The 14898-nt window shown below is 70.5% G+C and carries 15 protein-coding genes; 12 read left to right on the forward strand and 3 right to left on the reverse strand.

Translation table 11 applies throughout. The features are described from left to right. The first annotated feature begins 31 nt into the window (after positions 1-31). Entirely contained in the window at positions 32-1375 is a 1344-nt protein-coding gene (locus tag MSM1_RS13950) for a replication-associated recombination protein A (RefSeq protein ID WP_213443256.1), read from the forward strand. Between the two features lie 119 nt (positions 1376-1494). Here MSM1_RS13950 and MSM1_RS13955 read toward each other — a convergent pair whose 3' ends face one another. After that, positions 1495-2115 carry a hypothetical protein gene (locus MSM1_RS13955; protein WP_213443259.1) on the reverse strand — a complete coding sequence of 207 codons (621 nt, stop codon included), beginning with the start codon at positions 2113-2115 and terminating at the stop codon, positions 1495-1497. 220 nt (positions 2116-2335) lie between these two features. Next, entirely contained in the window at positions 2336-2965 is a 630-nt protein-coding gene (locus MSM1_RS13960) for a hypothetical protein (protein WP_213443261.1), read from the reverse strand. Between the two features lie 168 nt (positions 2966-3133). Between MSM1_RS13960 and MSM1_RS13965 the strand changes: the two genes are divergently transcribed. The 10 genes from MSM1_RS13965 (at position 3134) to aroQ (ending at position 13067) form a co-directional block, all read left to right on the forward strand. Then, a complete protein-coding gene (locus MSM1_RS13965) occupies positions 3134-3523 on the forward strand; it encodes a secondary thiamine-phosphate synthase enzyme YjbQ (RefSeq protein ID WP_213443263.1) in 390 nt (129 codons plus the stop codon). Between the two features lie 212 nt (positions 3524-3735). Then, positions 3736-6441: an alanine--tRNA ligase gene (gene alaS / locus MSM1_RS13970; RefSeq protein WP_213443266.1), complete on the forward strand. Its 2706-nt coding sequence runs from the start codon at positions 3736-3738 to the stop codon at positions 6439-6441. Further along, the gene (gene ruvX / locus MSM1_RS13975) at positions 6442-6972 is read left to right on the forward strand and encodes a Holliday junction resolvase RuvX (RefSeq protein ID WP_213443268.1); all 531 of its coding nucleotides are present in this window, start codon (positions 6442-6444) and stop codon (positions 6970-6972) included. After that, complete coding sequence (gene mltG, locus MSM1_RS13980; RefSeq protein ID WP_213443270.1) at positions 6965-8209, forward strand: endolytic transglycosylase MltG; 1245 nt, start codon at positions 6965-6967, stop codon at positions 8207-8209. Before ruvX ends, mltG begins: the two co-directional genes overlap by 8 nt. Further along, entirely contained in the window at positions 8187-8993 is an 807-nt protein-coding gene (locus tag MSM1_RS13985) for a shikimate dehydrogenase (RefSeq protein ID WP_213443272.1), read from the forward strand. The genes mltG and MSM1_RS13985 overlap by 23 nt, the downstream gene beginning before the upstream one ends. A 10-nt stretch (positions 8994-9003) precedes the next feature. Then, positions 9004-9423: an A24 family peptidase gene (locus MSM1_RS13990; protein ID WP_213443274.1), complete on the forward strand. Its 420-nt coding sequence runs from the start codon at positions 9004-9006 to the stop codon at positions 9421-9423. A 221-nt stretch (positions 9424-9644) separates the two neighbouring features. Beyond that, positions 9645-10865 (forward strand): chorismate synthase, encoded by a 1221-nt coding sequence (gene aroC / locus MSM1_RS13995; protein WP_213443276.1) that lies wholly within the window; start codon positions 9645-9647, stop codon positions 10863-10865. A gap of 6 nt (positions 10866-10871) precedes the next feature. Then, positions 10872-11471 carry a shikimate kinase gene (locus MSM1_RS14000; RefSeq protein WP_213443278.1) on the forward strand — a complete coding sequence of 200 codons (600 nt, stop codon included), beginning with the start codon at positions 10872-10874 and terminating at the stop codon, positions 11469-11471. A gap of 53 nt (positions 11472-11524) precedes the next feature. Further along, entirely contained in the window at positions 11525-12550 is a 1026-nt protein-coding gene (gene aroB / locus MSM1_RS14005) for a 3-dehydroquinate synthase (RefSeq protein WP_236056532.1), read from the forward strand. A gap of 82 nt (positions 12551-12632) precedes the next feature. After that, positions 12633-13067, forward strand: a complete 435-nt coding sequence (gene aroQ, locus MSM1_RS14010) for a type II 3-dehydroquinate dehydratase (RefSeq protein WP_213443282.1) — start codon at positions 12633-12635, stop codon at positions 13065-13067. Here aroQ and MSM1_RS14015 read toward each other — a convergent pair. Beyond that, positions 13058-13747, reverse strand: coding sequence for a B-4DMT family transporter (locus MSM1_RS14015; RefSeq protein ID WP_213443285.1), 690 nt, complete (start codon positions 13745-13747; stop codon positions 13058-13060). The two genes, aroQ and MSM1_RS14015, sit on opposite strands and share 10 nt — an antisense overlap. Before the next feature lie 33 nt (positions 13748-13780). Between MSM1_RS14015 and MSM1_RS14020 the strand changes: the two genes are divergently transcribed. Then, complete coding sequence (locus MSM1_RS14020; RefSeq protein WP_213443287.1) at positions 13781-14896, forward strand: aminopeptidase P family protein; 1116 nt, start codon at positions 13781-13783, stop codon at positions 14894-14896. Positions 14897-14898 lie beyond the last annotated feature (2 nt).

Here is a 14898-nt window from a genome sequence, read left to right on the forward strand (position 1 = left end):
CGGCAGGTGAGTCGCCCGGCGCGGACGTGGTATGCCTGAGATCGTGTCCGACAGTTTGTTCGACCTGCCCGGCACATCGAAGGTGACCGGCCACGGCCGGGCGCCGCTGGCCGTGCGGATGCGTCCGGCGTCGCTGGACGAGGTGCTGGGGCAGGATCACTTGCTGCAACCAGGTTCGCCGCTGCGGCGCCTGGTCGAGGGCTCGGCCGTGGCGTCGGTCATCCTCTACGGCCCACCGGGAAGCGGCAAGACCACGCTGGCGGCGCTGATTTCGCAGGCGACCGGACGTCGGTTCGAGGCGATGTCCGCGCTGTCGGCCGGTGTCAAGGAAGTCCGCGCCGTCATCGAGACGGCCCGACGCGGGATCCTGCGCGGTGAGCAGACGGTGCTGTTCATCGACGAGGTGCACCGGTTCTCCAAGACCCAGCAGGACGCGTTGCTGTCCGCGGTGGAGAACCGGGTGGTGCTGCTGGTCGCGGCGACCACCGAGAACCCCTCGTTTTCGGTGGTGGCGCCGCTGCTGTCGCGATCGCTGATCCTGCAGCTACGACCGTTATCCGCCGATGACATCCGCGCAGTGGTGCGGCGCGCGATCGATGACCCGCGGGGCCTGGGCGGCCAAGTGCCGGTAGACCCGGACGCCGTCGACCTGCTGGTCCGGCTGGCGGCCGGGGACGCTCGCCGCGCGCTGACCGCGCTGGAGGTGGCCTCGGAAGCGGTTAAGGCGGCAGGCGGCCGGGTGACGATCGAGGCTATCGAGCGCTCCCTGGACGAGGCCGCGGTCCGCTACGACCGTGACGGCGATCAGCACTACGACGTGATCAGTGCTTTCATCAAGTCGGTGCGCGGCTCCGACGTCGACGCCGCGCTGCACTATCTGGCCCGCATGCTAATCGCCGGGGAAGATCCGCGGTTTATTGCCCGCCGGCTGATGATCCTGGCCAGCGAGGACATCGGCATGGCCGATCCGACCGCGCTGCAGACCGCGGTTGCCGCCGCGCACACCGTGGGGCTGATCGGCATGCCCGAAGCCCAGCTGACGCTGGCGCACGCCACCATCCACCTGGCCACCGCGCCCAAGTCGAACGCGGTCACCACCGCCCTGGCGGCGGCGATGGCTGACATCAGATCGGGCAAGGCCGGGCTGGTGCCGCCCCATCTGCGCGACGGCCATTACGCAGGCGCCGCGGCACTGGGCAACGCACAAGGCTACAAATACCCCCACGATCATCCGGACGGTGTTGTCGCGCAACAATATCCACCAGACGAACTGGTCGGCGTCGACTACTATCGGCCCACCGGCCACGGCGGTGAACGCGAGATCGCCGGGCTGCTGGCCAGGTTACGGGCGATCGTGCGCAAAAAGCGTGGCTGACCAACCACGGCACGGGCGGTGCCCGCGAGGTGCGCCCGCTGGGGTCCCGCGTGCGGGCTCTTGGCTTGGGCCGTGAGCTTTTGGGCTCCCGCACCGCCAAGGGCGGGTGATTCGCTGGGTCAGACCCGCTCGGGCACCCGCAGGTGAGCGATCGCCAGCTCGAATTCGCCGACGTCGAGTTGGTCGGCACCCAGGTCGCGAAGCAGCCCGGTGCGCAGCGACCGGGCCCGCTCGCCGTTTCGCTCCATGGCCTCGAGGCTGTCGAACGTTGAGGAGGATACCGCGCGCCCGGAGGCGCGGTCGACCATCAGGCTGGCGCTGCAGAATCCCTCCAACTCCTCGATCGCGGGCAGTACGGACGTTTTGTAGAACTCGACGGCTGGGGCGAATTGATCGGGCCGGATCTTGAGCCACGTGGCCCGAACATACGCGCCGTCACGTGCGGGGTGGTCACGGTGCAAAAACGCGATCTCCCACTCGTCGACGGTGGCAGGGCCGCCGAATATCTGCGCGGCCCGGTCCCGGAGCGGCGCTACCCGCTCGGCACTGGCACGCATCGCGTCGTCGGTCTGCCAGGAGCTCGTGGCGATGCATCTGCCGGACTGCCGGTCGACGAGCAGCGACAGCCCCACATACCCGTCGATTTCCCGGAGGGCGGGCATGACCACGTCGCGGACATGGGCGATGCCAGCGTCGATCGACGAGGGTTGCGCCTCAACGGTGGTAGAGCGTGCATACATTGATCCACCCCTCATCTGCTCGGGGCAGCGCCCGGTGGCGCCACCGGCTCAACCACTACCTTGCTCCAACGGTGTGAGCCTGGCAATGGGGCACTCGGCCAACCCGTCTCCGTGCGGGATTCGGCCGGCTCTCGGGGCGGTTGACCGAAAAACCGGCGCACCGGCCCGGCCGCACGGGGGTGCGCACACCGTCGTTGCGGCCGGGCCGGCGCCGTGTCGATCAGACCAGCTCGGGTACCCGCAGGTGGGCGAGCGCCAGCTCGAACTCGCCCACATCGAGTTCCTCAAGCTCCGGTACGCCCGCCTGTTGGATGCGAGCCTTCCTCAGGGCCGCGGCGCGTTCCCGGTTCCGGTCCATAGCCGCGAGGCTGTCGTACGTCGCGCAGGACACTAGCCGTCCCGACGCACGGTCGGCCATCAGGCTGGCGCTGCAGAACCCCTCGAGTTTCTCCAGATCCGGCAGGATCGCCGTCTTGTAGTACGCGATGTTTTGGTCCACCTGGGCGGGGTCGCCTTGTACCCACACCGCCCGCACGCAGGCACCCTCGTGCGAGCGGTGATCGCGGTGCAACACCCCGATCTCCCACTCCTCGACGGTGGCGGTGCCCCCGAACATCTGCGCGGCCCGGTCCCGAATCGGCCGTACCCGATCGGCGCTGGCGCGCATCGCGTCCGCGCTCTCCCAAGCGCTGGTCGCGATGCATCTGCCGGACTGCCGGTCGACGAGCAATGACACACCGACGTACCCATCCATCTGCTGGAGCGCGGGCATCACCTCGTCGCGAATATGCGCAATTCCCGCGTCGATCGACGAAGGTTGCGCCTGGATAGTGGTAGAGCGTGCGTACACGATCGACACCCTCTTTCCCTTTTTCTGGGCGGCGCCCCGGTGGCGTCACCGGCCCACTGTCAACTGTCCTCCGGCGGACCGGGCCTGGCAATGGTCACGGCGGCCGCGGGTGCCCACATTGGTAGGCCGGCGAGGCCGGCCCGTAGGCTGGCTCGGGTGGATAGCGATGTGCTGGCTGTGGACACCGCGCGGCGCCGCATCGTCGATCTCACCGATGCCGTGCGCTCGTTCTGCGCGTCCCGCGCCGACGGCCTGTGCAACGTGTTCGTCCCGCACGCGACGGCTGGGCTCGCGATCATCGAGACGGGCTCCGGCTCAGAGGCCGACCTGGTTGACGCCCTGGAGCGGCTGCTGCCGCGCGACGATCGCTACCGGCACGCCCACGGCTCGTACGGCCACGGCGCCGATCATCTGGTGCCCGCGATCGTCTCGCCCTCGCTGACGGTGCCGGTTCAGGCTGGGAGGCCGCTGCTGGGCACCTGGCAGAGCATCGTTCTGGTCGACCTCAACCGCGACAATCCGCGGCGCTCGGTGCGGCTGAGCTTTGTCGGCGGATGAGCGACGGCACCGGTTCGCACGCTGGTTCGTTAACGCTGTAGAGAACTCTCTAGAGCCTGCAGAGCGCGCTGTAGCGCAGCCGGAATAGCACAACCTGACCGGTATTCCACCGGGCCGGTACTGTAGTGCCGTCGGCAGCACCGGCGATTCGCGCAGGCCGAGAATAGGCTGAGACCAGGCCCGGGCACGCCAACGGCAAAAGGAAGCGGAGAGTGCAGACACACGAGATCAGGAAGCGGTTCCTCGATCATTTCGTGAAGGCGGGTCACACCGAGGTGCCCAGCGCGTCGGTGATCCTCGACGACCCCAACCTATTGTTCGTCAACGCGGGCATGGTTCAGTTCGTGCCGTATTTCCTCGGACAGCGCACCCCGCCGTATAAAACGGCCACCAGCATCCAGAAATGCGTCCGCACCGCCGATATCGACGAGGTGGGCATCACCCCCCGGCACAACACCTTTTTCCAGATGGCCGGCAACTTCTCGTTCGGCGACTATTTCAAGCGCGGCGCCATCGAGCTGGCGTGGACGTTGCTGACCAAAAGCGTCGACGACGGCGGATACGGGCTGGACCCGCAAAGAATCTGGGCCACCGTGTATTTCGACGACGACGAAGCCGCACAGCTGTGGCGTGAGGTGGCCGGTCTGCCGCCTGCGCGGATTCAGCGCCGGGGCATGGAGCACAACTTCTGGTCGATGGGCATTCCCGGGCCCTGCGGGCCGTCATCGGAAATCTATTACGATCGCGGGCCGCAGTTCGGCCCCGAAGGCGGACCGGTGGTCAGCGAAGACCGCTACCTCGAGCTGTGGAACCTGGTGTTCATGCAAAGCGAACGCGGCGAGGGCACCGGCAAGGCCGGCTTTGAAATCCTCGGGCCGCTGCCACGCAAAAACATCGACACCGGCATGGGCGTGGAGCGGGTCGCCTGCGTGCTGCAGGACGTGCACAACGTCTACGAGACCGACCTGCTAAGGCCGGTCATCGATACCGTGGCCACCCGCGCCAAGCGCCCCTATGACGCCGGCAACCACGAGGATGACGTGCGCTACCGGATCATCGCCGATCACAGCCGCACCGCCGCCATCTTGATCGGCGACGGGGTGAGTCCGGGCAACGACGGTCGCGGCTATGTGCTGCGCCGGCTGCTGCGCCGGGTGATCCGCTCGGCAAAGTTGCTGGGCATCGACACCCCGATAGTCGGCGATTTGATGGCCACCGTGCGCGATGCGATGGGCCCCTCGTATCCGGAGCTGGTCACCGATTTCGAGCGGATCAACCGCATCGCCGTGGCCGAGGAGACCGGCTTTAACCGCACGCTGGTGTCGGGAACCCGGCTGTTCGGCGAGGTGGCCAGCGCCACCAAGGCCTCCGGTTCGACGATGGTGTCCGGCGCGGATGCCTTCACCTTGCACGACACCTACGGGTTTCCGATCGAGCTCACGCTGGAGATGGCGTCCGAAGCCGGCCTGACGGTCGACGAGCAGGGCTTCCGCGAGTTGATGGCCGAGCAGCGCCGCCGCGCCAAAGCCGATGCGATCGCCCGCAAACACGCTCACGCCGATCTCTCGGCCTATCGCGAGCTGGTCGACGCCGGCCCCACCGAGTTCACCGGGTTTGATGAATTGACCTCCGAGGCAAGGATTTTAGGAATCTTCGTCGACGGCAGGCGGGTTCCGGTGGTGTCACACGCCACCGACGGCTCGCACCGAGTCGAACTGGTGCTGGACCGCACCCCGCTCTACGCCGAGTCCGGCGGGCAGGTCGCCGACGTCGGCACCATCAGCGGCACCGGTGCCGGGGCGAGCGCGCGCGCGGCGGTCACCGATGTGCAGAAGATCGCGAAAACCCTGTGGGTGCATCAGGTCAAAGTGGAATCCGGCGAATTCGTCGAGGGCGACACCGTGGTCGCGGCGGTGGACCCCGAGTGGCGGCGCGGTGCCACGCAGGGCCACTCCGGCACCCACATGGTGCATGCCGCTCTGCGACAAGTGCTGGGGCCCAACGCAGTTCAGGCCGGATCGCTGAACCGGCCGGGTTATCTTCGCTTCGACTTCAACTGGCAGGGGCCGCTGACCGAAGAGCAGCGCACGCAAATCGAAGAGGTCGCCAACCAGGCTGTGCAAGCCGGCTACGAGGTCCACACGTTCACCGAGCAGCTCGACAAAGCCAAGGCCATGGGCGCGTTGGCGCTATTCGGGGAGAGCTACCCCGACCGGGTGCGGGTCGTGGAGATCGGCGGGCCGTTCTCCCTGGAGTTGTGCGGCGGCACGCACGTGCGCAACTCGGCGCACATCGGACCGGTGACCATTCTCGGCGAATCGTCGGTGGGCTCCGGGGTGCGCCGGGTGGAGGCCTATGTCGGGCTGGACGCGTTCCGGCATCTGGCCAAGGAGCGTGCGCTGATGGCGGGGCTGGCCTCGTCGCTGAGGGTGCCCTCGGAGGAGGTACCCGCCCGGGTGGCCACCCTGGTGGAGCGGCTCAAGGCCGCGGAGAAGGAGCTCGAGCGTACCCGGCTGGCCGGCGCGCGGGCGGCGGCGGCCAACGCCGCCGCCGGCGCCGAGCGCATCGGTAAGGTCCGAGTGGTGGCGCAGCGGATGTCCGGTGAGATGAGCGCGGCCGATCTGCGCTCGCTGGTCGGCGATATCCGCGGCCGGCTCGGTAGCGATCCGGCGGTGGTGGCGCTGATCGCGGGAGGCCCGCAGAATTCGCAGGGGGATTCGGTGCCGTATGTCGTCGCCGCTAACCCCGCCGCGCAGGATCTGGGGATTCGCGCCGACGACCTGGTCAAACACCTCTCGGCGGCGGTCAACGGTCGCGGTGGGGGGAAGGCCGACCTGGCGCAGGGCTCGGGGAAGAACGCCGCCGGCATCGACGCTGCGCTGGACGCGGTGCGGACCGAGATAGCAAGGGTCGGCTAAGTGGGCTCGTCAGCGCGGCGCGGGCCCGACCGGCCCGGCGATCCCGGCCAGGAGGCAGACCCCGGGCCGGGGCGGCGCCTGGGCATCGATGTGGGCAGCGTGCGCATCGGCGTGGCCGCCAGCGACCCCGATGCGATTCTGGCCACCCCACTGGAAACCGTCCGTCGCGACCGGTCCGACGCCCATGTGCGCCGGCTGGCGGAGCTGGTCGCCGAGTTGCCGGCGGTGGAGGTGATCGTCGGGTTGCCGCGCACCCTGGCCGAGAAAACCGGACCGTCCGCGCGCGACGCGATCGAGTTGGCCGACACCCTCGCCCGGCGGATCGCCCCAATCCCGGTGCGCCTGGCCGACGAGCGGCTGACCACCGTCAGCGCGCAGCGATCGTTGCGCGCGGCGGGCGTGCGGGCGAAGGCCCAGCGGGCGATCATCGATCAGGCGGCGGCGGTAGCGATCCTGCAAGGCTGGCTCGACCAGCGCCGAGCGGCGGCGGTTGGTTCCCCGGCCGGGCGCGGGGAGGCCCCCGATGGCTGACGGCACCGGTCGCACCCGGGCGCAACCCGTGGCGGTCGGGCCGCCCCGGCACCGCAGAAGCCGCGTGGAGCGCATCCGCGCCGAACGGCAACGCCGGCGGCGGCGCATCGCCGGCGGGTTCGCCATCGCCGTGCTCATCGCGGTGGTGGTTGCGGCGGTCTTCGTGGGCTCGCGGCTCTGGCACACCGTGTTGGGACCCCACAATGACTACACCGGCAGCGGCAAACGGGATGTGGTGATCCAGATCCGCGACGGTGACTCGACCACCGCCATCGGCGAGACCCTGCGCAACCACGACATCGTGCGTACCGTTCGGGCCTTCGTCGAGGCCGCTCGCGGCAACGCCAAGATATCGTCGATTCAGCCCGGCTTTTACCGGTTGCGCACCGAGATCCCCGCGGCCGGCGCGGTGCAGCGCCTTGTCGATCCCAACAACCGGGTGGGCAGGCTGGTCATCCCGGAGGGCCGTCAGCTCGACGACACCACCGACGTGCAGACCAATGCGGTGACCCCGGGAATCCTGACGCTGATCTCCCGGGCCACCTGCGTGGACCTCGACGGCGACCGGCACTGCGTCTCGGTGTCCGACCTGCGCGCGGCGGCCGGCACCGCTGCTCCGTCGACCCTGTCGATACCGAGCTGGGCCATACGGCCGGTGACGAACATGGGCCCCGACCACCGCCGCATCGAGGGCCTGATCGCGCCGGGAACGTTCAACGTCGACCCGTCCGCCTCAGCCGAGACGATCCTGGCGACGCTGATCACCGCCGGCACCGAGAAGTATGGGGAGTCCGGGATGGCCGACACCGCCCAAGCGATGAGCCTATCGCCCTATGACGTGCTGGTGGTGGCGTCGCTGGTGCAGCGGGAGTCCGATCCCCAGGATTTCCCAAAGGTCGCCACCGTCATCTATAACCGGCTGCGCGAGCAGCGCAGGTTGGAGTTCGACTCCACGGTGAACTATCCGCTGGACCGCCGGGAGGTGGCCACCAGCGACGCCGACCGTGCCCAGCCCACCCCGTGGAACACCTACGTGTCCGAGGGACTGCCGGCCACCCCGATCTGTTCGCCAGGCACCGACGCGCTGCGCGCGGCCGAGCATCCCGATCCCGGCGACTGGCTGTATTTCGTCACCATTGACAAGCAGGGCACGACGCTGTTCACCAGGGATTATCAGCAGCACCTGGCCGACGTCGAGCTGGCCAAGCGCAACGGTGTCCTCGACAGCGCCCGCTAGAAAGGCGGGGATCCTGGGTTCCCCGGTCGCGCATTCGCGCTCCCCACGGCTGCATGTGGCGGCCTATCGCGCGCTGGGCCTGCCCAACTGGACCTACGAGCGCATCGAGTGCGGCGCCGACGAGCTGGCGGGCGTGGTTGGCGGGTTCGGGCCCGAGTGGGTCGGTGTCTCGGTGACGATGCCGGGCAAGTTCGCCGCCCTGCGCTTCGCCGACGAGCGCACACCGCGCGCGGAGCTGGTCGGGGCGGCCAACACCCTGGTGCGCACGCCGCGCGGCTGGCGCGCGGACAACACCGACGTCGACGGGGTGGTGGGGGCGCTCGGCGCGGCCTCGGGGCGCGCCCTGGTGTTGGGGTCGGGCGGTACCGCGTCGGCGGCGGTGGTGGCGCTGGCCGGGCTGGGCGTCGACGCCATCACCGTGGTCGCCCGCAACCCAGGCAAAGCCGCCCGGCTGGTGCAGCTCGGAGCCCGGCTGGGCGTTGCGACCCGGTTCTGCGGATTGGACGGAGGTGGGTTGGCCGACCAGGTGGCCAGCGCCCAGGTGCTGGTCAGCACCGTCCCCGCCGCGGCGGCATCGCGCTATGCCGGGGTGTTCGCCGCGGTTCCGCTGCTCTTGGACGCCGTCTATGACCCGTGGCCCACGCCGCTGGCCGCCGCGGTGGCCGCGGCGGGCGGCCGGGTGATCAGCGGCCTGCAGATGCTGCTGCATCAGGCGTTCGCCCAGGTCGAACAATTCACAGGCCTGCCCGCCCCGCGGGAGGCGATGGCCGCCGCGCTGGATTAACGTGCCGGACATGGCGGCCGCGGCCGTGGTGCTGTGGATGGGCGTCTTGGGCGCCTACGACGTGCGGCACCGGCGGCTGCCCAACTGGCTCACGCTGCCCGGGGCGGGCGTGATCCTGCTGGGCGCGGCGGGCGATGGGCGCGGGTTGCCGGCGCTGGCCGGCGCGGCGGCGCTGAGCGGGGTGTATCTGCTGGTGCACCTGGCGGCGCCGGCGGCGCTGGGCGCCGGCGACGTCAAGCTGGCGGTCGGCCTGGGCGCGCTGACCGGCTGTTTCGGTGGGCCCGTGTGGTTTCTGGCGGCGCTGGGCGCGCCGCTGCTGAGCGCGCTGTGGGGTGTGGCCGCCGCGCTGCGCCAGTGCGGGTCGACGGTGCCACATGGGCTGTCGATGTGTCTGGCCAGCGCCGCGGCGCTGGGGCTGGCGGTGGGGTGACGCCCGGCGGCGGCGCGGCGGGGCAGGGTTTCGGTCCGGGGCGTGCGGGTAACAGCAGCTGCAGATGAGACCGCGGAGATGGCTATGACTCCAAGCACCCGGGCGACATCCAGCGCACGCCCAGACGCCTGCTGGAAGGTCGTCGTCGCCGGGAGCCGCTGACGCGGCCTGCCGGCCCGGCCGCCGACCTGGACGCGCCAAGACGTGGGAAGATGGGACCCATGCTGCGATGGACCACCGCCGGTGAATCCCACGGCCGCGCGCTGGTGGCGGTGCTGGAGGGCATGGTCGCCGGGGTGGCCGTCACCAGCGACGACATCGCCGAGCAACTGGCCCGCCGCCGGCTGGGCTATGGCCGTGGCGCCCGGATGGCCTTCGAGCGCGACCAGGTGACGCTGCTAGCGGGGGTGCGCCACGGCCACACGCTGGGCGGGCCGGTCGCCATTGAGATCGCCAACACCGAGTGGCCGAAGTGGCAAACCGTGATGGCGGCCGACCCGGTCGATCCGGCGCAACTGGCCGGGCTTGCCCGCAACGCGCCGCTGACCCGTCCGCGGCCGGGCCATGCCGACTACGCGGGCATGCTCAAGTACGGGTTCGAGGACGCCCGCCCGGTGCTGGAACGCGCCAGCGCCCGCGAGACCGCGGCCCGCGTCGCCGCCGGGACCGTCGCGCGGCTGTTTTTGCGGCAGGTGCTGGGAGTCGAGGTGCTCTCCCATGTGATCTCCATCGGCGCATCGGTCCCCTACGAGGGTCCGCCGCCGCAACCCGAGGACCTGCCCGCGATCGACGCCAGCCCGGTGCGCGCCTTCGGCGCCACCGCGGAGCAGTCCATGATCGCCGAGATCGAAGCCGCCAAGAAGGACGGCGATACCCTCGGCGGGGTGGTCGAGGCCGTCGCGCACGGCGTCCCCATCGGCCTGGGATCGTTCACCAGCGGCGAGAACCGCCTCGACAGCCAGCTTGCCGCCGCGGTCATGGGCATCCAGGCGATCAAGGGTGTGGAGATCGGCGACGGCTTCGCGTCCGCACGCCGTCGCGGCAGCCGCGCCCACGACGAGATGTACCCCGGCCCCGGCGGGGTGGTGCGCTGCACCAACCGGGCCGGCGGCCTGGAGGGCGGCATGACCAACGGGCAGCCGCTGCGGGTGCGGGCGGCGATGAAGCCGATCTCCACCGTGCCGCGGGCACTGGCGACCGTGGACATGGCGACCGGCGATGAGGCCGTGGCCATCAACCAGCGCTCCGACGTGTGCGCCGTGCCCGCCGCCGCGGTGGTCGTCGAAACCATGGTCGCGCTGGTTCTGGCCCGGGCGGTGCTGGAAAAGTTCGGCGGCGACTCGCTGACCGAAACCCGTCGCAACGCCGAGGCGTATTTGCGGTCGCTCGCGGAGCGCGAGCCGGTGGCCGGCGAGGTCCGGGCTCGCTCTGTGGGGGGCTAGCGCGGCATGGCACCCAGGGTGGTACTGGTGGGGCTGCCCGGCTCGGGCAAGTCCACGGTCGGGCGGCGGCTGGCCCGGGCGCTCGGGGTGAGCGTGCTGGACACCGACGCCGCGATCGAACAGCGGACCGGCCGGCCCATCGCCAAGATCTTCGCCGCCGGCGGGGAGACGGAGTTCCGCCGCATCGAGGAGGAGGTGGTGCGGGCCGCGCTGGCCGGGCATGACGGCGTGCTGTCGCTCGGCGGCGGGGCCGTCACCAGCCCCGCCGTGCGGGCCGCGCTGGCCGGGCACACCGTGGTCCTGCTCGAGGTCAGCGCCGCGGAGGGGTTGCGCCGCACCGGCGGCACCGCGGTGCGGCCACTGCTGGCGGGGCCCGACCGGGCCGAGCGGTACCGCACCCTGATGGCGCAGCGCGGTCCACTGTACCGGCAAGTCGCGACGATTAGGGTGAACACCGACCGCCGCAATCCCGGCGCGGTGGTGCGCCACATCCTGGCCCGGCTGCAGGCCGGGCAGCCGGCAGGCCGCCCGCGAGACGCCCGGCCGTCGCCGCCTGCCACCCCGCCCGCTCCGTCCGCCGGCCGTCGCGCCGAGGCCGGCACGTGAGCGACGCCGCACCGGTCACCGTGCAGGTGGCCGTCGACCCGCCCTACCCGGTGATGATCGGCGCCGGACTGTCCGACGAGCTGATCGAGCTGCTTGCCGAGCGGCACCGGGTCGCGATCCTGCATCAGCCGGTGCTGGCGCAGACCGCGGAGGCGATCCGAAGCCAGTTGGCCGGCAAAGGTGTTGACGCCCACCGCATCGAAATCCCCGACGCCGAAGCGGCCAAGGAGCTGCCTGTGGTGGGGTTTATCTGGGATGTGTTGGGTCGCATCGGAGTCGGCCGCAAAGACGCGCTGATCAGTCTGGGCGGCGGCGCCGCCACCGACGTCGCGGGCTTCGCGGCGGCGACCTGGCTGCGCGGCGTGGCGATCGTGCATGTGCCCACCACGCTGTTGGGCATGGTCGACGCCGCCGTCGGCGGCAAGACCGGCATCAACACCGGGGCCGGCAAGAACCTGGTCGGCGCGTTTCACCAGCCGCTGGCCGTGCTGGCGGATCTGGCGACGCTGCGCACCTTGCCGCGCGAGGAAATCGCGTCCGGGATGGCGGAAGTGGTCAAGGCGGGCTTCATCGCCGATCCGGTGATCCTGGATCTCATCGAGGCCGACCCGCACGCCGCCCTGGACCCGGCCGGTGAGCCGCTGGCGGAGCTGATCCGCCGTGCGGTCACCGTCAAGGCCGCGGTGGTCGCCGCCGACGAGAAGGAGTCTCAGCTGCGGGAAATCCTCAACTACGGGCACACGTTGGGCCACGCGATCGAGCGGCGGGAGCGTTATCGGTGGCGTCACGGCGCCGCGGTGTCGGTGGGCTTGGTGTTTGCCGCCGAGCTGGGCCGGCTCACCGGGCGGCTCGACGACGCCACCGCCGACCGGCACCGCAGCATCCTGGCCTCGCTGGGCCTGCCGGTTGGCTACCACGCGGACGCGTTCCCGCAGCTGCTGGACTACATGGCCGGCGACAAGAAGACCCGCTCGGGGGTGCTGCGGTTCGTGGTTCTCGACGGGCTGGCCAAGCCTGGCCGGCTCGAGGGACCCGACCCGTCACTGCTGGCGGCCGCCTACGCGCGGGTCGCGGCCTGATGCCGGCCACCGAGATGGCCGCCTATGCGCGGGTCGCCAACGCGGATGACAGCGGCGTAGCGAGGATCGCGGAGTGGCGCAGATGACGACCGTGAACGTTATCAACGGCCCGAACCTGGGCCGCCTGGGCCGCCGCGAGCCCGAGGTCTACGGCGGCGCCACCCACGACGACCTCACCGCGCTGATCGAACGCGAGGCCGCGCGGCTCGGCTTGAACGTGCTGGTGCGGCAAAGTGACAGTGAGGCGCAACTGCTGGAGTGGATCCATCGGGCGGCAGACGCGGGGGATCCGGTGATTCTCAACGCCGGGGGTTTGACGCACACATCGGTGGCGTTGCGCGACGCCTGCGCCGAACTCGGCGCACCCTTAATCGAGGTGCACATCTCCAATGTGTATGCCCGCGAAGAGTTTCGGCACCACTCCTACATAAGCCCGGTTGCGACGGGGGTGATAGTCGGGCTGGGGGTACAGGGCTACCTGCTCGCCCTGCGCTACCTGGCCGAAGGTTACCGCTGATCCTCCTCCGGCGGGGTGGCCGGCGTCGTCGGCTCCTCGCCGGCCTCCGCCGGTGTCACCTGTGTGGGTTCCTCGAGGTAGGCCGGGGGAACCTGCTGGGCGGTTTCCGCACGCTCGGCGGTAGCCACCGCGGCCGGGCGTTCGCCGGGCTCTGCCACGGCGACTTCGCCGGTGGGGGTCTCGTCGGCACGCGCCGCGGCGAACACGTCGGTGCGGCTCTCGCCGGCGGCGGGACCGAGGTGTCCCACCGGCATCTTCTCCCGCTGGCGGTCGACCTCCCGGCGACCGGCGGCGACACCGGCCATCGCCGCCACGAACACCAGCAGCGCGGTGAAGGAGGCGAACGTCGTCAGCTCGTTGATCAGCCCCCCGACGTAAAGCCCCTTATAGGCCAGGGCGATCAGCCACGTCACCGCGCCGCCGAGCACCCCGGCCACCAGGCCGGCCAGCAGCCAGGACATCGCCAGGTCCGCCCGGTTTTCCGGAACCGGGTTGGCCCGGGCGTCGGCACGGCCATCGCGCATTCCCCAGACGGCGGCTCCGACCACGAGGGGGACCAGCAACGCCACGCTGACCCATATGGCGTGAGTCGGCCACGCGTTGATCAGCACGCCCTGAAACAAGCGCAGGACGGTCGTCGCAACGGCAAACACCAGGCCACGCAGCATCCAGTTAGTCATGGAGCAACAGCCTAGCGAGTAGCGTCGTGGGTTGTGACATATTCCCAGCGCCGCGACAATCTCAGGACGCGGATCGCCGCCGCCGGGCTCGACGCCATGCTGGTGACCGATCTGGTCAACGTGCGTTACCTGTCGGGGTTCACGGGGTCGGCCGGCGCGCTGCTGATCTATACCGACGACCGGCCCGCGGTGCTGGCCACCGACGGGCGTTACCGCACCCAGGCCGCGCGGCAGGCGCCCGACCTGGAGGTGGCCATCGAGCGGGCCGCTGGACGTTATCTGGCCGGGAGGGCGGCCGCCGACGGCGTGCGGCGGCTGGGCTTCGAAAGCCATGTGGTCACCGTGGATGGGCTCGAGGCGCTCTCGGCCCAGGCGCGCAAATCCGAGCGGGCCATGGAGTTGATCCGCGCCCCCGGAACGGTCGAGGCGCTGCGCGAGGTCAAAGACGCCGGCGAAGTGGCGTTGCTGCGGCTGGCCTGCGAGGCGGCGGACGCCGCGCTGACCGATCTGGTGGCCCGGGGGGGTCTGCGGCCGGGCCGAACCGAACGTGAGGTCAGCCGCGAGCTGGAGGCCCTGATGTTCGACCACGGCGCCGACGGGGTGTCATTCGAGACGATCGTGGCCACCGGGGCGAATTCGGCGATCCCGCATCACCGGCCCACCAACGCCGAGCTGGCGGCGGGTGATTTCGTCAAGATCGACTTCGGCGCGCTGGTGGGCGGATATCACTCCGATATGACCCGCACCTTCGTGCTGGAGCAAGCGGCCGACTGGCAACGGGAGATCTATCAGCTGGTCGCCGCGGCGCAGCGGGCCGGGCGCGAGGCGCTGCGGGCGGGAGCTGCCCTGCGCGACGTGGACGCCGCGGCCCGCCAGGTGATTGCCGACGCCGGTTACGGCGAGCAGTTCGGTCACGGCCTCGGGCACGGCGTGGGGCTGCAGATCCACGAAGCGCCCAGCATCAGCGCGACCGCAACCGGTACACTGCTGGCGGGCTCCGTGGTGACCGTGGAGCCCGGTGTCTATTTGCCCGACCGCGGCGGTGTCCGGATCGAGGACACCCTGGTCGTGGCTGGTAGGACTTCGGCCACCGCCGGACACGCACCGGAATTACTGACCCGGTTCCCCCGGGAACTGACCATTGTGTAGGG

Source organism: Mycobacterium sp. SM1 (assembly GCF_018361265.1).
GTDB lineage: Bacteria > Actinomycetota > Actinomycetes > Mycobacteriales > Mycobacteriaceae > Mycobacterium.

What these genes read in the sequence shown, in the direction of transcription:
- MSM1_RS13950 (WP_213443256.1), top strand. Translation starts at nt 32, where the DNA reads ATGCCTGAGATCGTGTCCGACAGTTTGTTCGACCTGCCCGGCACATCG.
- MSM1_RS13955 (WP_213443259.1), bottom strand. Translation starts at nt 2,115, where the DNA reads ATGTATGCACGCTCTACCACCGTTGAGGCGCAACCCTCGTCGATCGAC.
- mltG (WP_213443270.1), top strand. Translation starts at nt 6,965, where the DNA reads ATGGCTGACGGCACCGGTCGCACCCGGGCGCAACCCGTGGCGGTCGGG.
- MSM1_RS13990 (WP_213443274.1), top strand. Translation starts at nt 9,004, where the DNA reads ATGGCGGCCGCGGCCGTGGTGCTGTGGATGGGCGTCTTGGGCGCCTAC.
- aroC (WP_213443276.1), top strand. Translation starts at nt 9,645, where the DNA reads ATGCTGCGATGGACCACCGCCGGTGAATCCCACGGCCGCGCGCTGGTG.
- MSM1_RS14000 (WP_213443278.1), top strand. Translation starts at nt 10,872, where the DNA reads ATGGCACCCAGGGTGGTACTGGTGGGGCTGCCCGGCTCGGGCAAGTCC.
- aroB (WP_236056532.1), top strand. Translation starts at nt 11,525, where the DNA reads ATGATCGGCGCCGGACTGTCCGACGAGCTGATCGAGCTGCTTGCCGAG.
- aroQ (WP_213443282.1), top strand. Translation starts at nt 12,633, where the DNA reads ATGACGACCGTGAACGTTATCAACGGCCCGAACCTGGGCCGCCTGGGC.
- MSM1_RS14015 (WP_213443285.1), bottom strand. Translation starts at nt 13,747, where the DNA reads ATGACTAACTGGATGCTGCGTGGCCTGGTGTTTGCCGTTGCGACGACC.